This is a genomic window from Nocardia sp. NPDC004654, assembly GCF_040609595.1.
Lineage (GTDB): Bacteria > Actinomycetota > Actinomycetes > Mycobacteriales > Mycobacteriaceae > Nocardia.
This window is the reverse complement of sequence record NZ_JBEXKI010000006.1, coordinates 220,584-234,858: the sequence shown is the minus strand read 5'-3', so window position 1 is coordinate 234,858 and position 14,275 is coordinate 220,584. Positions and strand designations below refer to the sequence as shown.

Annotated in this window: 11 protein-coding genes; 4 read left to right on the top strand and 7 right to left on the bottom strand. The window is 69.5% G+C overall.

The annotated features are described in order from the left end of the window. Positions 1-215 precede the first annotated feature (215 nt). The gene (locus ABZV58_RS21540; RefSeq protein ID WP_355001925.1) at positions 216-3,317 is read left to right on the top strand and encodes an SMC family ATPase; all 3,102 of its coding nucleotides are present in this window, start codon (positions 216-218) and stop codon (positions 3,315-3,317) included. Position 3,318: 1 nt separating this feature from the next. Here ABZV58_RS21540 and ABZV58_RS21535 read toward each other — a convergent pair whose 3' ends face one another. The 7 genes from ABZV58_RS21535 to ABZV58_RS21505 all read right to left on the bottom strand — a co-directional run bounded on the left by ABZV58_RS21535 (position 3,319) and on the right by ABZV58_RS21505 (position 10,536). Continuing rightward, on the bottom strand, positions 3,319-3,747 hold the full coding sequence (locus tag ABZV58_RS21535; protein ID WP_355001924.1) for a type II toxin-antitoxin system VapC family toxin: 429 nt from the start codon (positions 3,745-3,747) through the stop codon (positions 3,319-3,321). Then, positions 3,744-3,899, bottom strand: a complete 156-nt coding sequence (locus tag ABZV58_RS21530) for a hypothetical protein (RefSeq protein ID WP_355001923.1) — start codon at positions 3,897-3,899, stop codon at positions 3,744-3,746. Before ABZV58_RS21530 ends, ABZV58_RS21535 begins: the two co-directional genes overlap by 4 nt. A gap of 35 nt (positions 3,900-3,934) precedes the next feature. After that, entirely contained in the window at positions 3,935-5,530 is a 1,596-nt protein-coding gene (locus ABZV58_RS21525; RefSeq protein ID WP_355001922.1) for an MFS transporter, read from the bottom strand. A 139-nt stretch (positions 5,531-5,669) separates the two neighbouring features. Further along, the gene (locus tag ABZV58_RS21520; protein WP_355001921.1) at positions 5,670-6,182 is read right to left on the bottom strand and encodes a methylated-DNA--[protein]-cysteine S-methyltransferase; all 513 of its coding nucleotides are present in this window, start codon (positions 6,180-6,182) and stop codon (positions 5,670-5,672) included. A 34-nt stretch (positions 6,183-6,216) separates the two neighbouring features. Next, positions 6,217-7,833, bottom strand: coding sequence for an Ada metal-binding domain-containing protein (locus tag ABZV58_RS21515; protein WP_355002217.1), 1,617 nt, complete (start codon positions 7,831-7,833; stop codon positions 6,217-6,219). Positions 7,834-8,023: 190 nt separating this feature from the next. Further along, positions 8,024-8,266, bottom strand: coding sequence for a YbdD/YjiX family protein (locus ABZV58_RS21510; protein WP_355001920.1), 243 nt, complete (start codon positions 8,264-8,266; stop codon positions 8,024-8,026). Continuing rightward, positions 8,266-10,536 (bottom strand): carbon starvation CstA family protein, encoded by a 2,271-nt coding sequence (locus ABZV58_RS21505; RefSeq protein ID WP_355001919.1) that lies wholly within the window; start codon positions 10,534-10,536, stop codon positions 8,266-8,268. Before ABZV58_RS21505 ends, ABZV58_RS21510 begins: the two co-directional genes overlap by 1 nt. A gap of 274 nt (positions 10,537-10,810) precedes the next feature. Between ABZV58_RS21505 and ABZV58_RS21500 the strand changes: the two genes are divergently transcribed. The 3 genes from ABZV58_RS21500 to ABZV58_RS21490 all read left to right on the top strand — a co-directional run bounded on the left by ABZV58_RS21500 (position 10,811) and on the right by ABZV58_RS21490 (position 14,268). Next, positions 10,811-12,100 (top strand): sugar ABC transporter substrate-binding protein, encoded by a 1,290-nt coding sequence (locus ABZV58_RS21500; protein ID WP_355002216.1) that lies wholly within the window; start codon positions 10,811-10,813, stop codon positions 12,098-12,100. Positions 12,101-12,319: 219 nt separating this feature from the next. Continuing rightward, complete coding sequence (locus ABZV58_RS21495) at positions 12,320-13,285, top strand: sugar ABC transporter permease (RefSeq protein WP_355001918.1); 966 nt, start codon at positions 12,320-12,322, stop codon at positions 13,283-13,285. Further along, complete coding sequence (locus tag ABZV58_RS21490) at positions 13,282-14,268, top strand: carbohydrate ABC transporter permease (RefSeq protein ID WP_355001917.1); 987 nt, start codon at positions 13,282-13,284, stop codon at positions 14,266-14,268. Before ABZV58_RS21495 ends, ABZV58_RS21490 begins: the two co-directional genes overlap by 4 nt. The last annotated feature ends 7 nt before the right edge of the window (positions 14,269-14,275 follow it).

Sequence of the window (14,275 nt, the reverse complement as noted above, 5' to 3'; positions counted from 1 at the left end):
AACGGAAGGCGCTTGTCCGCGCTGAGTGATCGGCGTGCGGCTGCGTCGAGCGGATGGCGCATGACCGCGCGGAGTGAATGGCGCGGTGGAGTGCGGACCGAAAGGCGCGGGGGCGCACCGAGTGAATGGCGCGGGAGAGCTCGGAGTGAATGGCACGGGCGTGTGCGGACCGAGTGGCGCGGGCGGTCGCGGAGGGTGTGGCGCGAGGCCGCCGCATGAGACTGCATCGGTTGGAGATGACCGCCTTCGGCCCGTTCGCCGACACCACGGTCGTCGACTTCGACGCGCTCGGCGCGGACGGGCTCTTCCTCCTGCACGGGCAGACCGGCGCGGGCAAGACGACAGTGCTGGACGCGATCGCCTTCGCCCTCTACGGCCGGGTGCCCGGCGCACGCGGTGAAAGCAAGCGCCTGCATTCCGATCACGCGCCGGAACAGACGCCGCCGCAGGTCGTGTTGGAGGCGACGCTGGGCGGACGACGCTTGCGGCTCACCAGGATTCCCGAATTCGAGCGCCCCAAGCTGCGCGGCACCGGCACCCGCACCGATCCGCCCAAGGCCACGCTGACCTGGTTGGACGGGCGCGGCGAGAACCTCTCCCGCATCCCGGACATCGGCGACGAGATCATCCGTCTGCTCGGCATGAGCGCCGACCAGTTCTTCCAGGTGGTGTTGCTGCCCCAGGGCGACTTCGCGCGTTTCCTGCGTGCCGACAACGAGGATCGCGAGAAGCTGCTCGAAAAGCTCTTCGACACCGAGCGTTTCGGCACCGCCGAACAGTGGCTCGCCGACAAGCGACGCGCCTCGGCGGCCGAACTGGAGTCCCGCAGGCAGGGCATCGAACGGCTGATCGCGCAGATCCGCGGTGCGGCGGGCCTGAGCGTGACGGAGTCGGTCGGCGCGTTGGAGGCGGTGGCGTGGTCGCAGGATCTGCTCGCCACGGCTCGCACCGATCTGGCGCAGGCGAGTACGGAAGCCGAACGTTGCCAGCAGAATTCGGTCGAGCTTCGCAAGTTCGCCGACGAGCAGCGGCGGCTGGCGGAGTTGCGGCGCCGGATGGAGTCCGCGCGGGCTGACCTCGACGAGTACGCGGCGCGCGCCGAGCACCGTACCGCGCTGCGTGCGGAACTCGAAGCTGCCCGTCGCGCCCAGCCGGTCGCGGAGGCGATCGACGAGGCGCGCGCCGCCGTCATGACCTCGCGTCGTCGCGAGAACGAGGCGAGCGCCGCCGCGGCGCGATTGGCTTCCGCGCTGCTGGATCCGGCCGCGGCCGACATCGGTGGGTCCGAGCTGGTCGGCTCGGAAGACATCGAAGCGGAAGATGATTCGGACGCGGTCGCGTCCGGTCCGACGATTCGGTCCGACGCGGACCTCGACGACGTGGTCCGTCGCTGGAGCGCCCAGATCGGCGCGCTAGACGAGGTGCGGGCCGACGCGTCGGCGGCCGACCGGCTTCGTCGCGAAATAGATGATCTGCGTACCGAATCCGCCGCCCTGACCAAACGGATGACCGAGCTGACCGGTCGGCGCGAGCGCCTGCCCGCGACGATCGCCGCGGCCGAGGAGCGGGTGCGCGAGACGACCGAAGCCGCCGCGACTTTGCCGTCGCTGATCGCCGAATGCGAACGCCTCCAGGCCGCCGCCACGGCTGCCGTCGAATTGGCCGGTCGTAGAACGGATCTCGATCGCACGCGGATCGAGTTCGAGACCGCGCGCACCGCGCACAACGACGCGAAGGAGCGGGTGCTCGACCTGCGCGAGCGCCGCTTGGCAGGCATGGCCGCGGAACTGGCGGGTCAGTTGGTCGAGGGGGAGCCGTGCGCGGTGTGCGGCGCGGCGGACCACCCGGCCCCGGCTCGGCCCGCGCCGAGCGCCGTCTCCAAGGAAACGGAGGATGCGGCGGTGGCCGCCGAGCGCACCGCCGAGGAGAACCGCGACCGCGTCCACGCCCGAATCACCGGACTGGAACGCGAGATCGAGGCGCTGACCGCCCGCGGCGGCGACGCCGACCGCGTGGAACTCGCCGCCGCACTGCGCTCGGCGACCCACCGCTACGAGGACGCCGCCGAACTCGCCGCGCTGGCCGACGGATCGACGGCCGAACTCTCCCGGTTGCGCACCGAGGAAACGCGCCTGCACGACGACTTGCGCGCGGCCGAAGCCGGGTCCAGCACCGTCATCGCCCGCATCACGGCGTCGATCGCCCGCCTCGACGAACTCTCCGAACGTCTGCGCGCCGCCGCTGGCGCCGACGAGACCATCGACCGCCGCCGCGCCCGCCTGAACGGACTGGTCACCGACGCCACCGCGCTGCGCGCCGCACGCACCGCCGCGGCGTCCGCTCGGGAGCAGGTCACCGCGGTCGCGGATCGCGTCGAAAGTCTGGCGCGCGCCGCCGGTTTCATTCCGCAAGAATGGAACCACGACGCCGCCCGCGACGATGTCGCCCTGCTCACCGCCTACGCACGCGTCGTCACCGCCGCCTCGCGAACCCCGCAGCGGCAGCAGGAGATCGACGCGGAACTCCTCGCCGCCGAGAACGCCCGCGCGCACGCCGAGAAGGTGCTCGCCGAGCCCGAGATCCAAGCCGCCGCCACCGCCGAACTCGGCGACTTCGCCGAGCTGGAGCGCGGACTCGCCGACGCGCAGACCAGGCTCAACACCGCCGTCGCCGCGCAGGCCGAGGCGGGACGGCGGGTGCAACTGCTGGAAGAACTCGGCGGCCAGCTGTGGGCCGAGGTGGACCGGATCGCGCCCCTCCAGCGCACCCACGAAGAGCTGGCCGGGCTCGCGGAAGTGGTCGCGGGCCGCGGCGAGAACAACCGGCGCATGTCGCTGCGCTCTTATGTGCTCGCCGCCCGCCTAGAGGAAGTGGCGCTCGCCGGTTCGGTGCGGTTGCGCCGAATGTCCGGCGGCCGTTACGAATTCGTGCACTCCGACAAGGCGGGACCGCGCGGCAGGCGCGGCGGTCTCGGCCTCGACATCCGCGACGACTACACCGGCGCCGTGCGCCCCGCCAAAACCCTCTCCGGCGGCGAGACATTCATGGCGTCCCTCTCGCTGGCCCTCGGCCTGGCCGACACCGTCGCCGCCGAATCCGGCGGCCTCGTCCTGGACACCCTCTTCATCGACGAAGGTTTCGGCGGCCTCGACGCCGACACCCTCGACGCCGTCATGGGCGTCCTCGACGAACTCCGCGCAGGCGGCCGCGTCGTCGGCCTGGTCAGCCACGTCGACGAGATGCGCCAACGCATCCCCAGCCGCCTACACGTCATCCGCGGCCGCACCGGCTCCCACCTCCAAACCACCGTCGCCTGAATTACTGGCGAAGGTCGTCGGGGTGCGTTACGGGGTGGACGTCGATCAGGCCGCTCAGGCCCTCGAAATCGGCTGGGTCGACGGTGAAGAGTGGCAGGTGGTGGACCGATGCGATCGCGGCGATCATCAGGTCTACCCTGCGCGGCTTGGGGTTTCGTCCCGCGGCGAGGACCGCCGCGATGACGTGGCCGTAGCGGCGCGCCGCACGCGTGTCGAAGGGCAGCGGCTCGAAGATGGCTTCGGCGTTCTGCAGCCGTTCGATCCGCCGAGCTCGTTCGGCGGGGTCGCGGGCATAGTGCGGGCCGGAGGCGAGTTCCGCCATCGTCGGGGTGCTCACCACCAGCTCGGCGGGGAGTTCAGCGGGTGCCAAGGCGTCGATGAGTACGAGGACATTGGTGTCGACCAGTCCTCGCTCCGGGACAGATGTCATTCGCTCTCGCCAGGCGCGAACTGTCCGAGCCGGTGGGCGCGGTCGTACGGATCGAAGATCGAGTCGTCCACTACCTCGGCCGCTTCGGCTGCCCAGTCGTGCGCGGCGGGAGAAAGTCCGACGAAGGCCGCGAGCACTTCGTCCCGTGGCACCGCGGTCCGCCGACGGGTGCGGCGGTGCTCACCGGTCAGTCTGCTGCGCTCGACGCCGCATCGTCGGCTGCGGTGGTTGCCGCAGCGGTAGCCGCTGTGCCGCTGCTGCGAGTGTTCGCGTCGGCCGTGGCCGCGCCGCCGCTCGGTGTGTCCGTCGTGGCGCCTTCTTCGTCGACCGCGGCTGTGGTTCTGGAACGACTGGCCGTCGTGTCCTCGGTTGCACTCTCCGGCGCCGCACTCCTCGTCCGCAGTAGAACCACCGTGAGTGCCACGCCGAGCGCGGCCAGGGCGGCGGCGGTGGCGAAGGCTGTGGTGAGGCCGGTGCGGTAGGCGGTGTCGGGGGAGGTGGTGGCGCGGGTGGCGATCAGGTCGGCGAGCAGGAGGAGGGCGGTGACGCCGAGGCCGGAGCCGACGCGCTGGGCGGTGTTGACGATGCCGGCGGCGATGCCCGCGTCGGCGGCGTCCACCGAGGTGACGGCGGGTGCGGTGACGCCGACGAAGGCGGCGGGGAGGCCGATGCCGAGGAGGATCGCGCCGGGGAGGACGTCGATCGGGTAGTCGGCGTGCGCGGGGAGGCGGGCGAACCAGCCCATGGCGACGGCTTGCAGCGCGAGGCCGATCGCCAGCACGCGGGCCGGGCCGAGGCGGTCCATGAGGTAGGGGATGAGGGTGCGGGAGGCCAGGATGTTCACCGCCGCGACCGGGAGCACCGCGAGACCGGAGCGGGTCGGACTGTAGTCCTGGGTGTTCTGTAGATAGAGCGCGAGCAGCGCGAAGGTGGGCACATGCGCCGCGCCGACCAGTGCGTTCACCACCGCCGATCCGCTCACTTGGCGAATCCTGAAGAGCCGCAACGGCATCAGCGGATGCGGGCTGTGTGCTTCGACCACCACGAAGACGGCGAGCAAGGCCAGTCCGAGCGCGAGCAGCCCGGCCGCGAACCCGCGGGTGCCCGCGTCGCCGAGCGCCCCGATCGCGTAGCCGACGAGCAGCAGCGCCGTCGTGCCGGTGAGCGCACCGGGAACGTCGAGCCTGCGCACCCCCTCGCCCGCCCGCGCGGTGTCGGGCGGCAGTAGTCGAATCCCGGCGAGCGCGACGAGTCCGACCGGAACGTTGACGAGGAAGATCGACGGCCAGCCGAACGCATCCGTCAGCGGCCCACCCACCGCGGTGCCGATCGCCGCGCCCGCCGCACCCATCGCGCTCCACACCCCGAACGCCCGGTTCCTTGCCGCCTCAGCGGTGAAACTCGCGGTGAGCAGGGCCAATTGGGCCGGGATCAGCACCGCGGCGCCGACGCCTTGCAAGGCGCGCGCGGCGATCAGCAGCGCGGCGGAGTCGGCGAAGCCCGCCAGCGCGGAAGCCGCGGTGAACACGATCAACCCGCCGGTGAACACCCTGCGCGGTCCGAGCAGGTCGGCGGCCCGCCCGCCGAGCAGCATGAACCCGCCGAACGCCAGCAGGTAAGCGTTGGTCACCCAGCCGAGCCCGGCCTCGCCGAGATCGAGGTCCGCGCCGATGGCGGGCAGCGCCACGTTCAGCACGGTGGTGTCGAGAAAGACCACCAGTTCCACGACGGTGATCAGCAACAGGACCAACCGTTCCCGGCGGTCGAAGACTTTCGCGGCCATGAGCCGTCCTCTCGCTAGAGCTTAACTCCAGCGAGAATGTCATTAGAGTTGAACTCTAGTCAAGTGGGCGATCCCCACCTCTAGAACGCAAACGCGCCGGTCACCCGATGGATAACCGGCGCATGCGAATCCGCGAATCTCACCCCTCGTGATCGAGCAACCACCTCTTCGCGTCCAACCCCCACCGGAACCCGCCGAGCGCCCCGCCGATCCGCAGCACCCGATGGCACGGCACGAACAACGCCGCCGCGTTCCGCGCGCACGCGTTGGCCGCGGCACGGGTCGCTTCCGGCCGCCCGGCGATGGCGGCGAACGCCGTATAGGTCACCGGATCTCCCGCGGGCACCTTCCGCAGCACGTCCCAGGCGTGCATGAGGAACTCCCCGGACCGCTGGCGCACCGGAACGTCGTCGATGGCGTGCACCTCCCCGCGGTGATACGCGACGATGGCCTCGGTGACGGCGCCGAGCGAATCTTGTTGGCGCAGAATGGGTGGACGCAGCAGCGGGTGGATCAGCAGGCGCAGGTTCTCCGCGTCGGCGGTCCAGCCGGAGGCCAGCACCGCGCCCTCGTCGTCGGCGATCGCCGTGAACGGGCCGATGGGGGTGTCGACGACGGCGAAGTCGGCGGCGCGGGTCGATTCGATGCTCATGGTGTGCTCGCTTTCGAGGGTGCGGCAGGAATGTTCAGTCGGTCTTGCTTGCCGAGCGGGCAGGCCGCTTGGGTGCGGCCGCGCGCCTGCTCAGCGCGGTCTTCCACAGGTGCATGGACAGATAGGAGCGCCACGGCGCCCAGCGTGCGGTATCGCTCAGGTCGATGCCGAGCAGGTCCGCGCCCTGCCGGACGACCAAGTCGGTGTCGAGCAAGATATCGGGATCGGCCAGCAGCCGCATCGTCACGTAGTCGGCGGTCCACGGCCCGACGCCGTCCAGCGCCAGCAGGTCCCGGCGCAGCTCCGCCGCCGTGCGACCGGCGTGCAGTGGCAGATCTCCCGCGGCGAGCGCGGCGGCGGCGCCGATGATCGAGCGAACGCGCCGCGCCGGACCGGTCAGCACCTCGGCGCCCCGTTCGGCGATGACGGCCGGCGTGGGAAACAACCGCGGCACGGGCCCGTCGACCGGTTCGCCCAACGCCGCCACCAGACGTGCGGTGTGAGTGGCCGCCGCCGAGACCGAGATCTGCTGCCCGATCATGGTGCGCAACAACAGTTCCGGGCCGTCCAGGCAACCAGGCACCCGGATGCCGGGGGTGAACAGCAGCCGTCCGCGACCGTTGCGCGCGGCGGGTCCGTCGGACGCCGGGGCGCTGCCGATATCGGGCAGGGTGTCGGTGGCCAGGCGCCGCGCGTCCTCGGTGTCGAACGCGTCGGCCGGTGCGCCGAGCGGCGTCGCGCCGAGCACCTCGTCGATGCCGACCGGATCGGCGTCCAGGTCGAGCAGGTGCCGCAGCCGCGCCACGGTCGGCGCCAGATCGCGCATGTCGTGCAGCGCGAGTTCGGCGCGCACATGGTCGCCACGGAAGCCGATCCGTGCCGTCGCGTGGCCGTGCGGGGTGCGCAGATTCCTGGTGTAGACGCGGTCTTCCCACGACTCCATGCCGGGCACGACATGCGCGGAAAGGAACCACTCCAGCCACGCGCGATCCAGTGGCTCACGGAACGGAAGACGAAGCGACAGTGTGCCGTTCGCCGACGGAGAAGGCTGCGCCGGATCTTTGCGCGCGCGCTGCGCTTCGGTGCGCATGGTTGTCGGGCTGACCGCGAACACCTCGCGCACGGTGTCGTTGAACTGCCGGATGCTGGCGAAACCCGCCGCGAAGGCGATATCCGACATCGGCATGGCGGTGGTCTGGATGAGCAGCCGCGCCGTGTGCGCGCGGTGCGCCCTGGCCAGCGCCAGCGGTCCGGCCCCGAGCTCGGTGGTCAGCACCCGGGTGAGCTGGCGCTGGGAGTAGCCGAGCGTGGCGGCCAGCGCGGGCACCCCGCCCCGTTCGATGACGCCGTCGCCGATCAGCCGCATGGCGCGGGCGGCCAGATCGGCCCTGGTGTTCCACAGCGGTGAGCCGGGCGCCGCATCCGGCAGGCAACGGCGGCACGCGCGGTATCCCGCGTGCTGCGCGGCGGCCGCCGTCGGGAGGAAGCTGACATTGGCCCGCTTCGGCGTGATCGCCGGACACGAAGGGCGGCAATAGATTCCGGTGGTGCGCACCGCCGTGAAGAACTGACCGTCGAAGCGCGAGTCGCGCGTCGACACCGCCCGATAGCACTGCTCGAAGTCCAACGCCGTGATCGTCACGCAATCCACAATGGCAGTTCCCACCGCGCCGTGCTAGCGGAAATCGGCCACCATCCCGGCCATCGCCCCCGCCCTCGCCGCCCCCCATAGCCCACGCCCAGAGGCCCACGCGGGGCTTCCCACACGTCTCGCACACGCCTCACACAGCCGGTGCCTATGTGCGGCGTGTGGAAAGTGTGTGGCACGGGTGTCCGCGAGGTCAGCAGCAGCGATTGGTGGGGCTACGGTCGGCTTCGGCGTGCCGGTCGCGCCAGTATTGGCGCTCGCTGGGGATGGGGCGGTCAGGGTGGTTGCGCTGGAGGTGTGCGACGTAGCGCTGGTAGTCCTGACCGCCGAGGAGCGAGTCGAACCACCAGACGACTGCGCGCACCGCGTCGAGCGCACGCCGCGGGAGGGCCGGTCGCGCTGACCTGCCCTCCCGGGGCGCGAGCGATTCGCCCATTACGCGGGCGCTTCCGCCTTGGCTGCGTGGGCCGCGCCCGGTGCGCGCACCTTGCCCGTCGCGATCAGCTCGTCCCATTCCTTCTGCACGGCCTTCTCCGTCGCGGTGGCGAGGAACCCGCTCGGCGCGAAGATCTTCGACGGCTCCTCCGCGGACTCGGTCGTTTCGCCGCCACCGGAACGCCAAGCACGGAAGCACACCAGCGCGCCGACCACCGCGACGATCAGCACCAGCACCGCGAACACGATCGAGAGCGTGCCTTGGATGAAGGTGTTGCGAATCACGGTGTCCACGTCCTCCGGCGTCTTCGCCGTCAGGCAGAGCTTGCCCGCCTCCTGCGCCTGCTGGCAGAGGCTGTGCTGCTTCCAGTAACCCACCTTCGGGTCGGCGGAGAAGATCTTCTGCCAGGACGCGGTCATCGTCACCAGCAGATCCCAGGCCAGCGGGATGCCCGGAATCCAGGCCCACTTCGCCAGGCCCTTCTTCACGATGATGGTCATCACGACGGTCAGCGCGACGGCGGCGAGCAGCTGGTTGGCGATGCCGAACAGCGGGTAGAGCGCGTTGATGCCGCCGAGCGGATCGGTGACGCCCATGAGCAGGATGGAACCCCACGCCGCGACCACGACGAACGAGCACAGCCACGCGCCGACCCGCCAGGACGGATCCTTGAACTTGCGCAGCGGGCCGCCGAAGTTGCCCAGCGCGTCCGAGGTCATGAACCGCGCGACGCGGGTGCCCGCGTCGATCGTGGTCAGGATGAACAGCGCCTCGAACATGATCGCGAAGTGGTACCAGAACGACTTCATGCTCTCGCCGCCGAGGAACTGGTGGAACACCTCGGAGATGCCGACCGCCAGGGTCGGCGCGCCACCGGTGCGCGAGATGATGCTGTTCTCGCCGACGTCCGCGGCGGCGCCGGAGAAGGTCTCCGGCGTGGCGGGCGGTCCGGCCAGGCCGAGCGAATTGGTGTACGCGGCGGCCTTTTCCGGAGTGCCGCCGGTCAGGCCGAGCGGCGCGTTCATGCCGAAGTACAGGTGCTGGTCGATGATCGAGGCGGTGATGATGGCCATCACGGCGACGAACGACTCCATCAGCATGCCGCCGTAGCCGATCATCCGCGCGTGCGATTCCTTCTCCAGCAGCTTGGGCGTGGTGCCGGAGGAGACCAGCGCGTGGAAACCGGAGAGCGCGCCGCACGCGATGGTGATGAACAGGAACGGGAACAGGCTGCCCGCGAAGGCCGGACCGGTGCCGGTGGAGGCGAAATCGGAGATCGCGGGGGCCTTCAGCACCGGCATGGTGATCAGGATGCCGACCGCGAGCAGGCCGATGGTGCCGATCTTCATGAACGTCGACAAGTAGTCGCGCGGCGCGAGCAGCAGCCACACCGGCAGCACCGACGCGAGGAAGCCGTAGGCGATCAGCAGCCAGGCGATGGTGGTCCGCGACAGCGTGAACCAGTCGGCGCCCCATTCGGTTTCGGACACCCAGCCGCCGGAGACGATGGCGAGCAGCAGCAGCGCGATGCCGATCGCCGACACTTCGCCGACCTTGCCGGGCCGCAGGAACCGCAGGTAGACGCCCATGAACAGGGCGATCGGAATGGTCATCGCGATGGAGAACACACCCCACGGGCTTTCGCCGAGCGCGTTCACCACGACCAGCGCGAGCACCGCGAGCAGGATCATCATGATCACGAGGATCGCCACGATCGCCGCGACGCCGCCGACCGCGCCGAGCTCGTCACGCGCCATCTGGCCGAGACTGCGCCCGCGCCGCTTGGTGGAGGCCCACAGCACCAGGTAGTCCTGCACCGCGCCCGCGAAGCAGACGCCGACCACGATCCAGATGGTGCCCGGCAGATAACCCATCTGCGCGGCGAGCACCGGACCGACCAGCGGACCCGCGCCCGCGATGGCGGCGAAGTGGTGCCCGTAGAGCACCCGCCGGTCCATCGGCATGAAATCCTTGCCGTTCTCCAGGATTTCGGCCGGAGTCGCGACGTCGTCGCGCGGCTTGGTGATCTTCCATTCGATGAATCGCGCGTAGAAGCGGTACGCGATGATGTAAGTACACACCGCCGCGATCACGATCCACACCGCATTGACGTTCTCACCGCGCGCTATGGCGAGGATGGCCCAGGCGACCGCGCCGAGTATCGCGATCCCGGCGAAAACAGCCTTCTTGGCCGGGGTTATCGGGGACCGATCGACGACACCGACCGGTGGCAGGTCGGGATCGGTCCGCAGATATTCGATTGTCGCCATCTGCCTACTCTCCTGTGAAACGCGCAGGATCTCGACGTGCGGGATCTTGCTGAAACACGAGACAAAGTAGCTGATCGCCGATCGCCACTGCGCGGATTCCGGCCATCGATGGACGACCGTTAAATATTGTTCGTGTGTCGGCCGTCACCTGAGTCATAGCCGGATGTATGCTGCGATGCTGTTCGTCACACTCCATGTCCGCCCGAGGAGGGCTGTGCTGGATTCGACTTCGCCTGCGCCCGCCGCGCGTTCACCGGTTGTCGCCCCGCGCGGGATTCGCAGGCGCACCCTGCTCGGCTCCGCGCTCGCCGCGCCCTTGCTCGCGAACGCGTGCGGCTCCGACGACGACGCGCTGACCTTCTTCTTCCAGGCCCGTCCCGAGGAGGCGCGCGTCCGGCTGCGCATCATCGACGAGTTCCGCAAGCGGCACCCCGACATCCCCGTGCGCACCATCATGTCGGGCCCCGACCCGTTGCAGCAGATGCTCACCTACTGCGCGGGCGGCAAATGCCCCGACGTGCTGATGGCCTGGGAACTGCTCTACGCGGGACTGGCCGAGCGCGGCGTGCTGCTCGATCTCGGCACGCTGCTCGACCGGGATCCGAGCTATGCCGCCGAACTGCGGCGCGACAGCTTTCCCACGCTGTACGACACCTTCAGCTACGGCGGCGGCCAGTACGCGCTGCCCGAACAGTGGTCCGGCGTCTTCCTCTATTACAACCGCGCGATGTTCGCCGAAGCCGGGCTGACGCCGCCCGCCCGGTGGCGTGACGCGTGGAGCTTCGAGGAGTTCCTGGACGCCGCCCGCGCGCTCACCCGCCGCGACGGCGACGGGCGCACCACGCAGTGGGGTTTCGCCGACGCCTGGGTGCCGTACTTCTCGGCTGCCTGCTTCGGGATGAACAACGGCGCCGAATGGTTCACGCCCTCGGTGAATCCGACCCGCACCAATCTCGGCGATCCCCGCTTCGCGGAAGGTTTTCAGTTCTACGCCGATCTCGCGGTGCGGCATCGGGTCGCGCCGAGAGTCGCCGACCAGCAATCGGTTTCGGCTCCGGATCTGTTCCGGCGCGGACGCGCGGCCATGGCGCTCGGCGGGCACTGGCTGTACTCCGAATTCGCGGGCAACGAAGGGGTTCCCCTCGATCTGACCGTGTTGCCGGTCGGCCCGCACGGTGGCCCCGGGGCGATCACGGACGTCGGCTGCACCGGACTGTCCATCGCCGCCGCCAGTCCGCGTATCGAACAGGCCTGGGAATTCGTGAAATTCGCGACGGGACCGGTCGGTCAGGCCATCGTGGCAGCGTCCGGCTTGTTCGTTCCGGTGCTGAAATCCGCCATGGCCACACCGGGATTCGCGGCGGCACACCGCGAGATCCGCAATCTGGACGTGATGACCGATGGTCCCGCCAGTTCCAGTCCGCTGCCCGTGACGCCGATGTGGGGCAAGGTGTCGGCGCTGCTCGAACGCGGCGGGAACCGGGTGCTGCGCGGCGCGGCGACGGCGCAGTCGCTCGGTGGACGGCTCGCCGCGGATGTCGACGCGTTGCTGGGGGCGCAATGAGGGAACACAGTGAGCGAATCGTGCCAGCGCGCTTCGCGCATGCTGGAGTCGAGCGTCAGCGAGGCGCAAGCATGAGCGAACGCAGTGAGCGAATCGTGCGCCAGCGCGCCTCGCGCATGGTGGAGCCGAGCCTCGGCGAGGCGCAGGCATGAGCGAACGTAGCGAGGGAATCATGTGCCCGTTGCGCATGCTGGAGCTGAGCGTCGGCGAGGTGCGGGCATGAGCACTTCCGTCGACGACACTCTGGTGGAAGCAGCCGACGACGCGCCGCCGCCGCGCTCACGAGGTACGGCGCGTCCCGGTCGGCTGGCGCGCCGACGTGAGCGCGCCGGATGGTTGTTCATCGCGCCGAATCTGTTGGCGGTTCTGGTCTTCCTGCTGTTCCCGCTGGGCTTCTCGCTGTATCTCAGCTTCCACTCCTGGGATCTGTTCAGCCCGCCGCGATTCGTCGGAACGGCGAACTATCGGCGGCTCTTCACCTCCGATCCGCTGTTCCTCATCGCGCTGCGCAACACCGCGGTGTTCACCGTGCTGACCTTGGTGCCGACGGTGGTGATCGGGCTGGTCGTCGCGGCCGTGTTGAACCGGAAACTGTTCGGAATAGGCCTGTTTCGCACAATGGCGTTCCTGCCGCTGGTGGCTTCGACGGTGGCGATGGCGGTCGTGTGGCGGTTCATCTTCACCACCGACGACGGGTTGCTCAACATCGTGCTCGGCTGGTTCGGCGTCGACCCGGTGCCGTGGTTGACCGACCCGGACTGGGCTCTGGTCTCGCTCAGCATCGTGACCGTGTGGAAGAGCGTGCCGTTCGCCACCGTCATCCTGCTCGCCGCCATGCAGGGCGTGCCGCAGACGCTGTACGAGGCGGCCGAGATCGACGGCGCGGGGGCCGTCCGCCGCTTCCGTTCGGTGACGCTGCCGCTGATCCGCGGGCCGCTGTCGTTCGTCTTCGTGATCACCGTCATCAACTCGGTGCAGGCCTTCGACCAGGCGTACGCGCTCACCGGCGGCAACGGCGGGCCGGAGACGGGCACCTACCTGCTCGGGATCATGCTGTTCCAGCACGCGTTCGGGTTCTACGAGGTGGGCTACGCCTCGGCGCTGGCCTGGGTGATCTTCGCGATTCTGTTGGTGCTGACGGTTCTTCAGTTGCGTCTGTCTCGGCGAGAGGAGACGGAATTATGAAGAAACACAAGGTCCTGCCCAGGCCCCGCCTGCGCGGCGGCAACGCGACCAAAGGTCACCTGCACCGCGTCGGACGCGGCGGTGGTTACCTTCAGTCGGTTGGAATCATTGAGCGGGGGCGTGATTCAGTCGGCCCGGACGATCGCGCGCGACGGGCGGCCGTGCGTAGGCTGGTGCGCGGCATCGGGATCTACGCCGCGCTCACCGGTGTCGCGTGGTGCGCGCTGGCGCCGATCCTCTGGGCACTGTCGGGTTCGCTGAAGCGCGACGGCGAGATCACCGAACCGGCCTTGCTGCCGGAGGATCCGCAGTGGTCGAACTTCGGCCGGGTTTTCGAGCTGTTGCCGATGGGGCGCATGCTGCTCAACACCACCGTCTACGCCGTGTGCGTGACCGCCGGGCAGGTCTTCTTCTGCTCGCTGGCCGGATACGCGTTCGCGCGCTTACGTTTTCGCGGCAGCGAGGCGTTGTTCCTCGCCTATCTCGCGACGCTGATGGTGCCGCTCACCGTCACGGTCATCCCGCAGTTCCTGCTCATGCGCGCCTTCGGCTGGGTGGACACCGCGTGGTCGATGATCGTGCCCGGCCTGTTCGGCAGCGCCTTCGGCACCTACCTGATGCGGCAGTTCTTCCGCACGCTGCCAATCGAATTGGAGGAAGCGGCCATCCTCGACGGCTGCTCGACCTGGCAGGTGTATTGGCGCGTGCTGCTCCCGCACACCCGCCCGGCCCTCATGGTGCTCGCGGTGCTCACCTGGATCACCGTGTGGAACGACTTCCTCTGGCCGCTGGTGATGATCCAGCGCAACGAGCTGGCGACGGTCACCCTCGGATTGGTCCGCTTGCAGGGGCAGTACTACTCCCAGTGGCCGCTGCTGATGGCGGCCGCGGTCGTCATCCTGCTGCCCCTGCTCGCGGTTTACGCGATCGGTCAGCGGGCGTTCATCCGAGGCATCACGCTGTCCGGTCTCGGCGGTCGGTGAACGCTGG

Bases quoted from the DNA above. Each gene is read 5' to 3' on its own strand.
- ABZV58_RS21540 (WP_355001925.1), top strand. From the start codon at position 216: ATGAGACTGCATCGGTTGGAGATGACCGCCTTCGGCCCGTTCGCCGAC.
- ABZV58_RS21535 (WP_355001924.1), bottom strand. From the start codon at position 3,747: ATGACATCTGTCCCGGAGCGAGGACTGGTCGACACCAATGTCCTCGTA.
- ABZV58_RS21525 (WP_355001922.1), bottom strand. From the start codon at position 5,530: ATGGCCGCGAAAGTCTTCGACCGCCGGGAACGGTTGGTCCTGTTGCTG.
- ABZV58_RS21520 (WP_355001921.1), bottom strand. From the start codon at position 6,182: ATGAGCATCGAATCGACCCGCGCCGCCGACTTCGCCGTCGTCGACACC.
- ABZV58_RS21510 (WP_355001920.1), bottom strand. From the start codon at position 8,266: ATGGGCGAATCGCTCGCGCCCCGGGAGGGCAGGTCAGCGCGACCGGCC.
- ABZV58_RS21505 (WP_355001919.1), bottom strand. From the start codon at position 10,536: ATGGCGACAATCGAATATCTGCGGACCGATCCCGACCTGCCACCGGTC.
- ABZV58_RS21495 (WP_355001918.1), top strand. From the start codon at position 12,320: ATGAGCACTTCCGTCGACGACACTCTGGTGGAAGCAGCCGACGACGCG.
- ABZV58_RS21490 (WP_355001917.1), top strand. From the start codon at position 13,282: ATGAAGAAACACAAGGTCCTGCCCAGGCCCCGCCTGCGCGGCGGCAAC.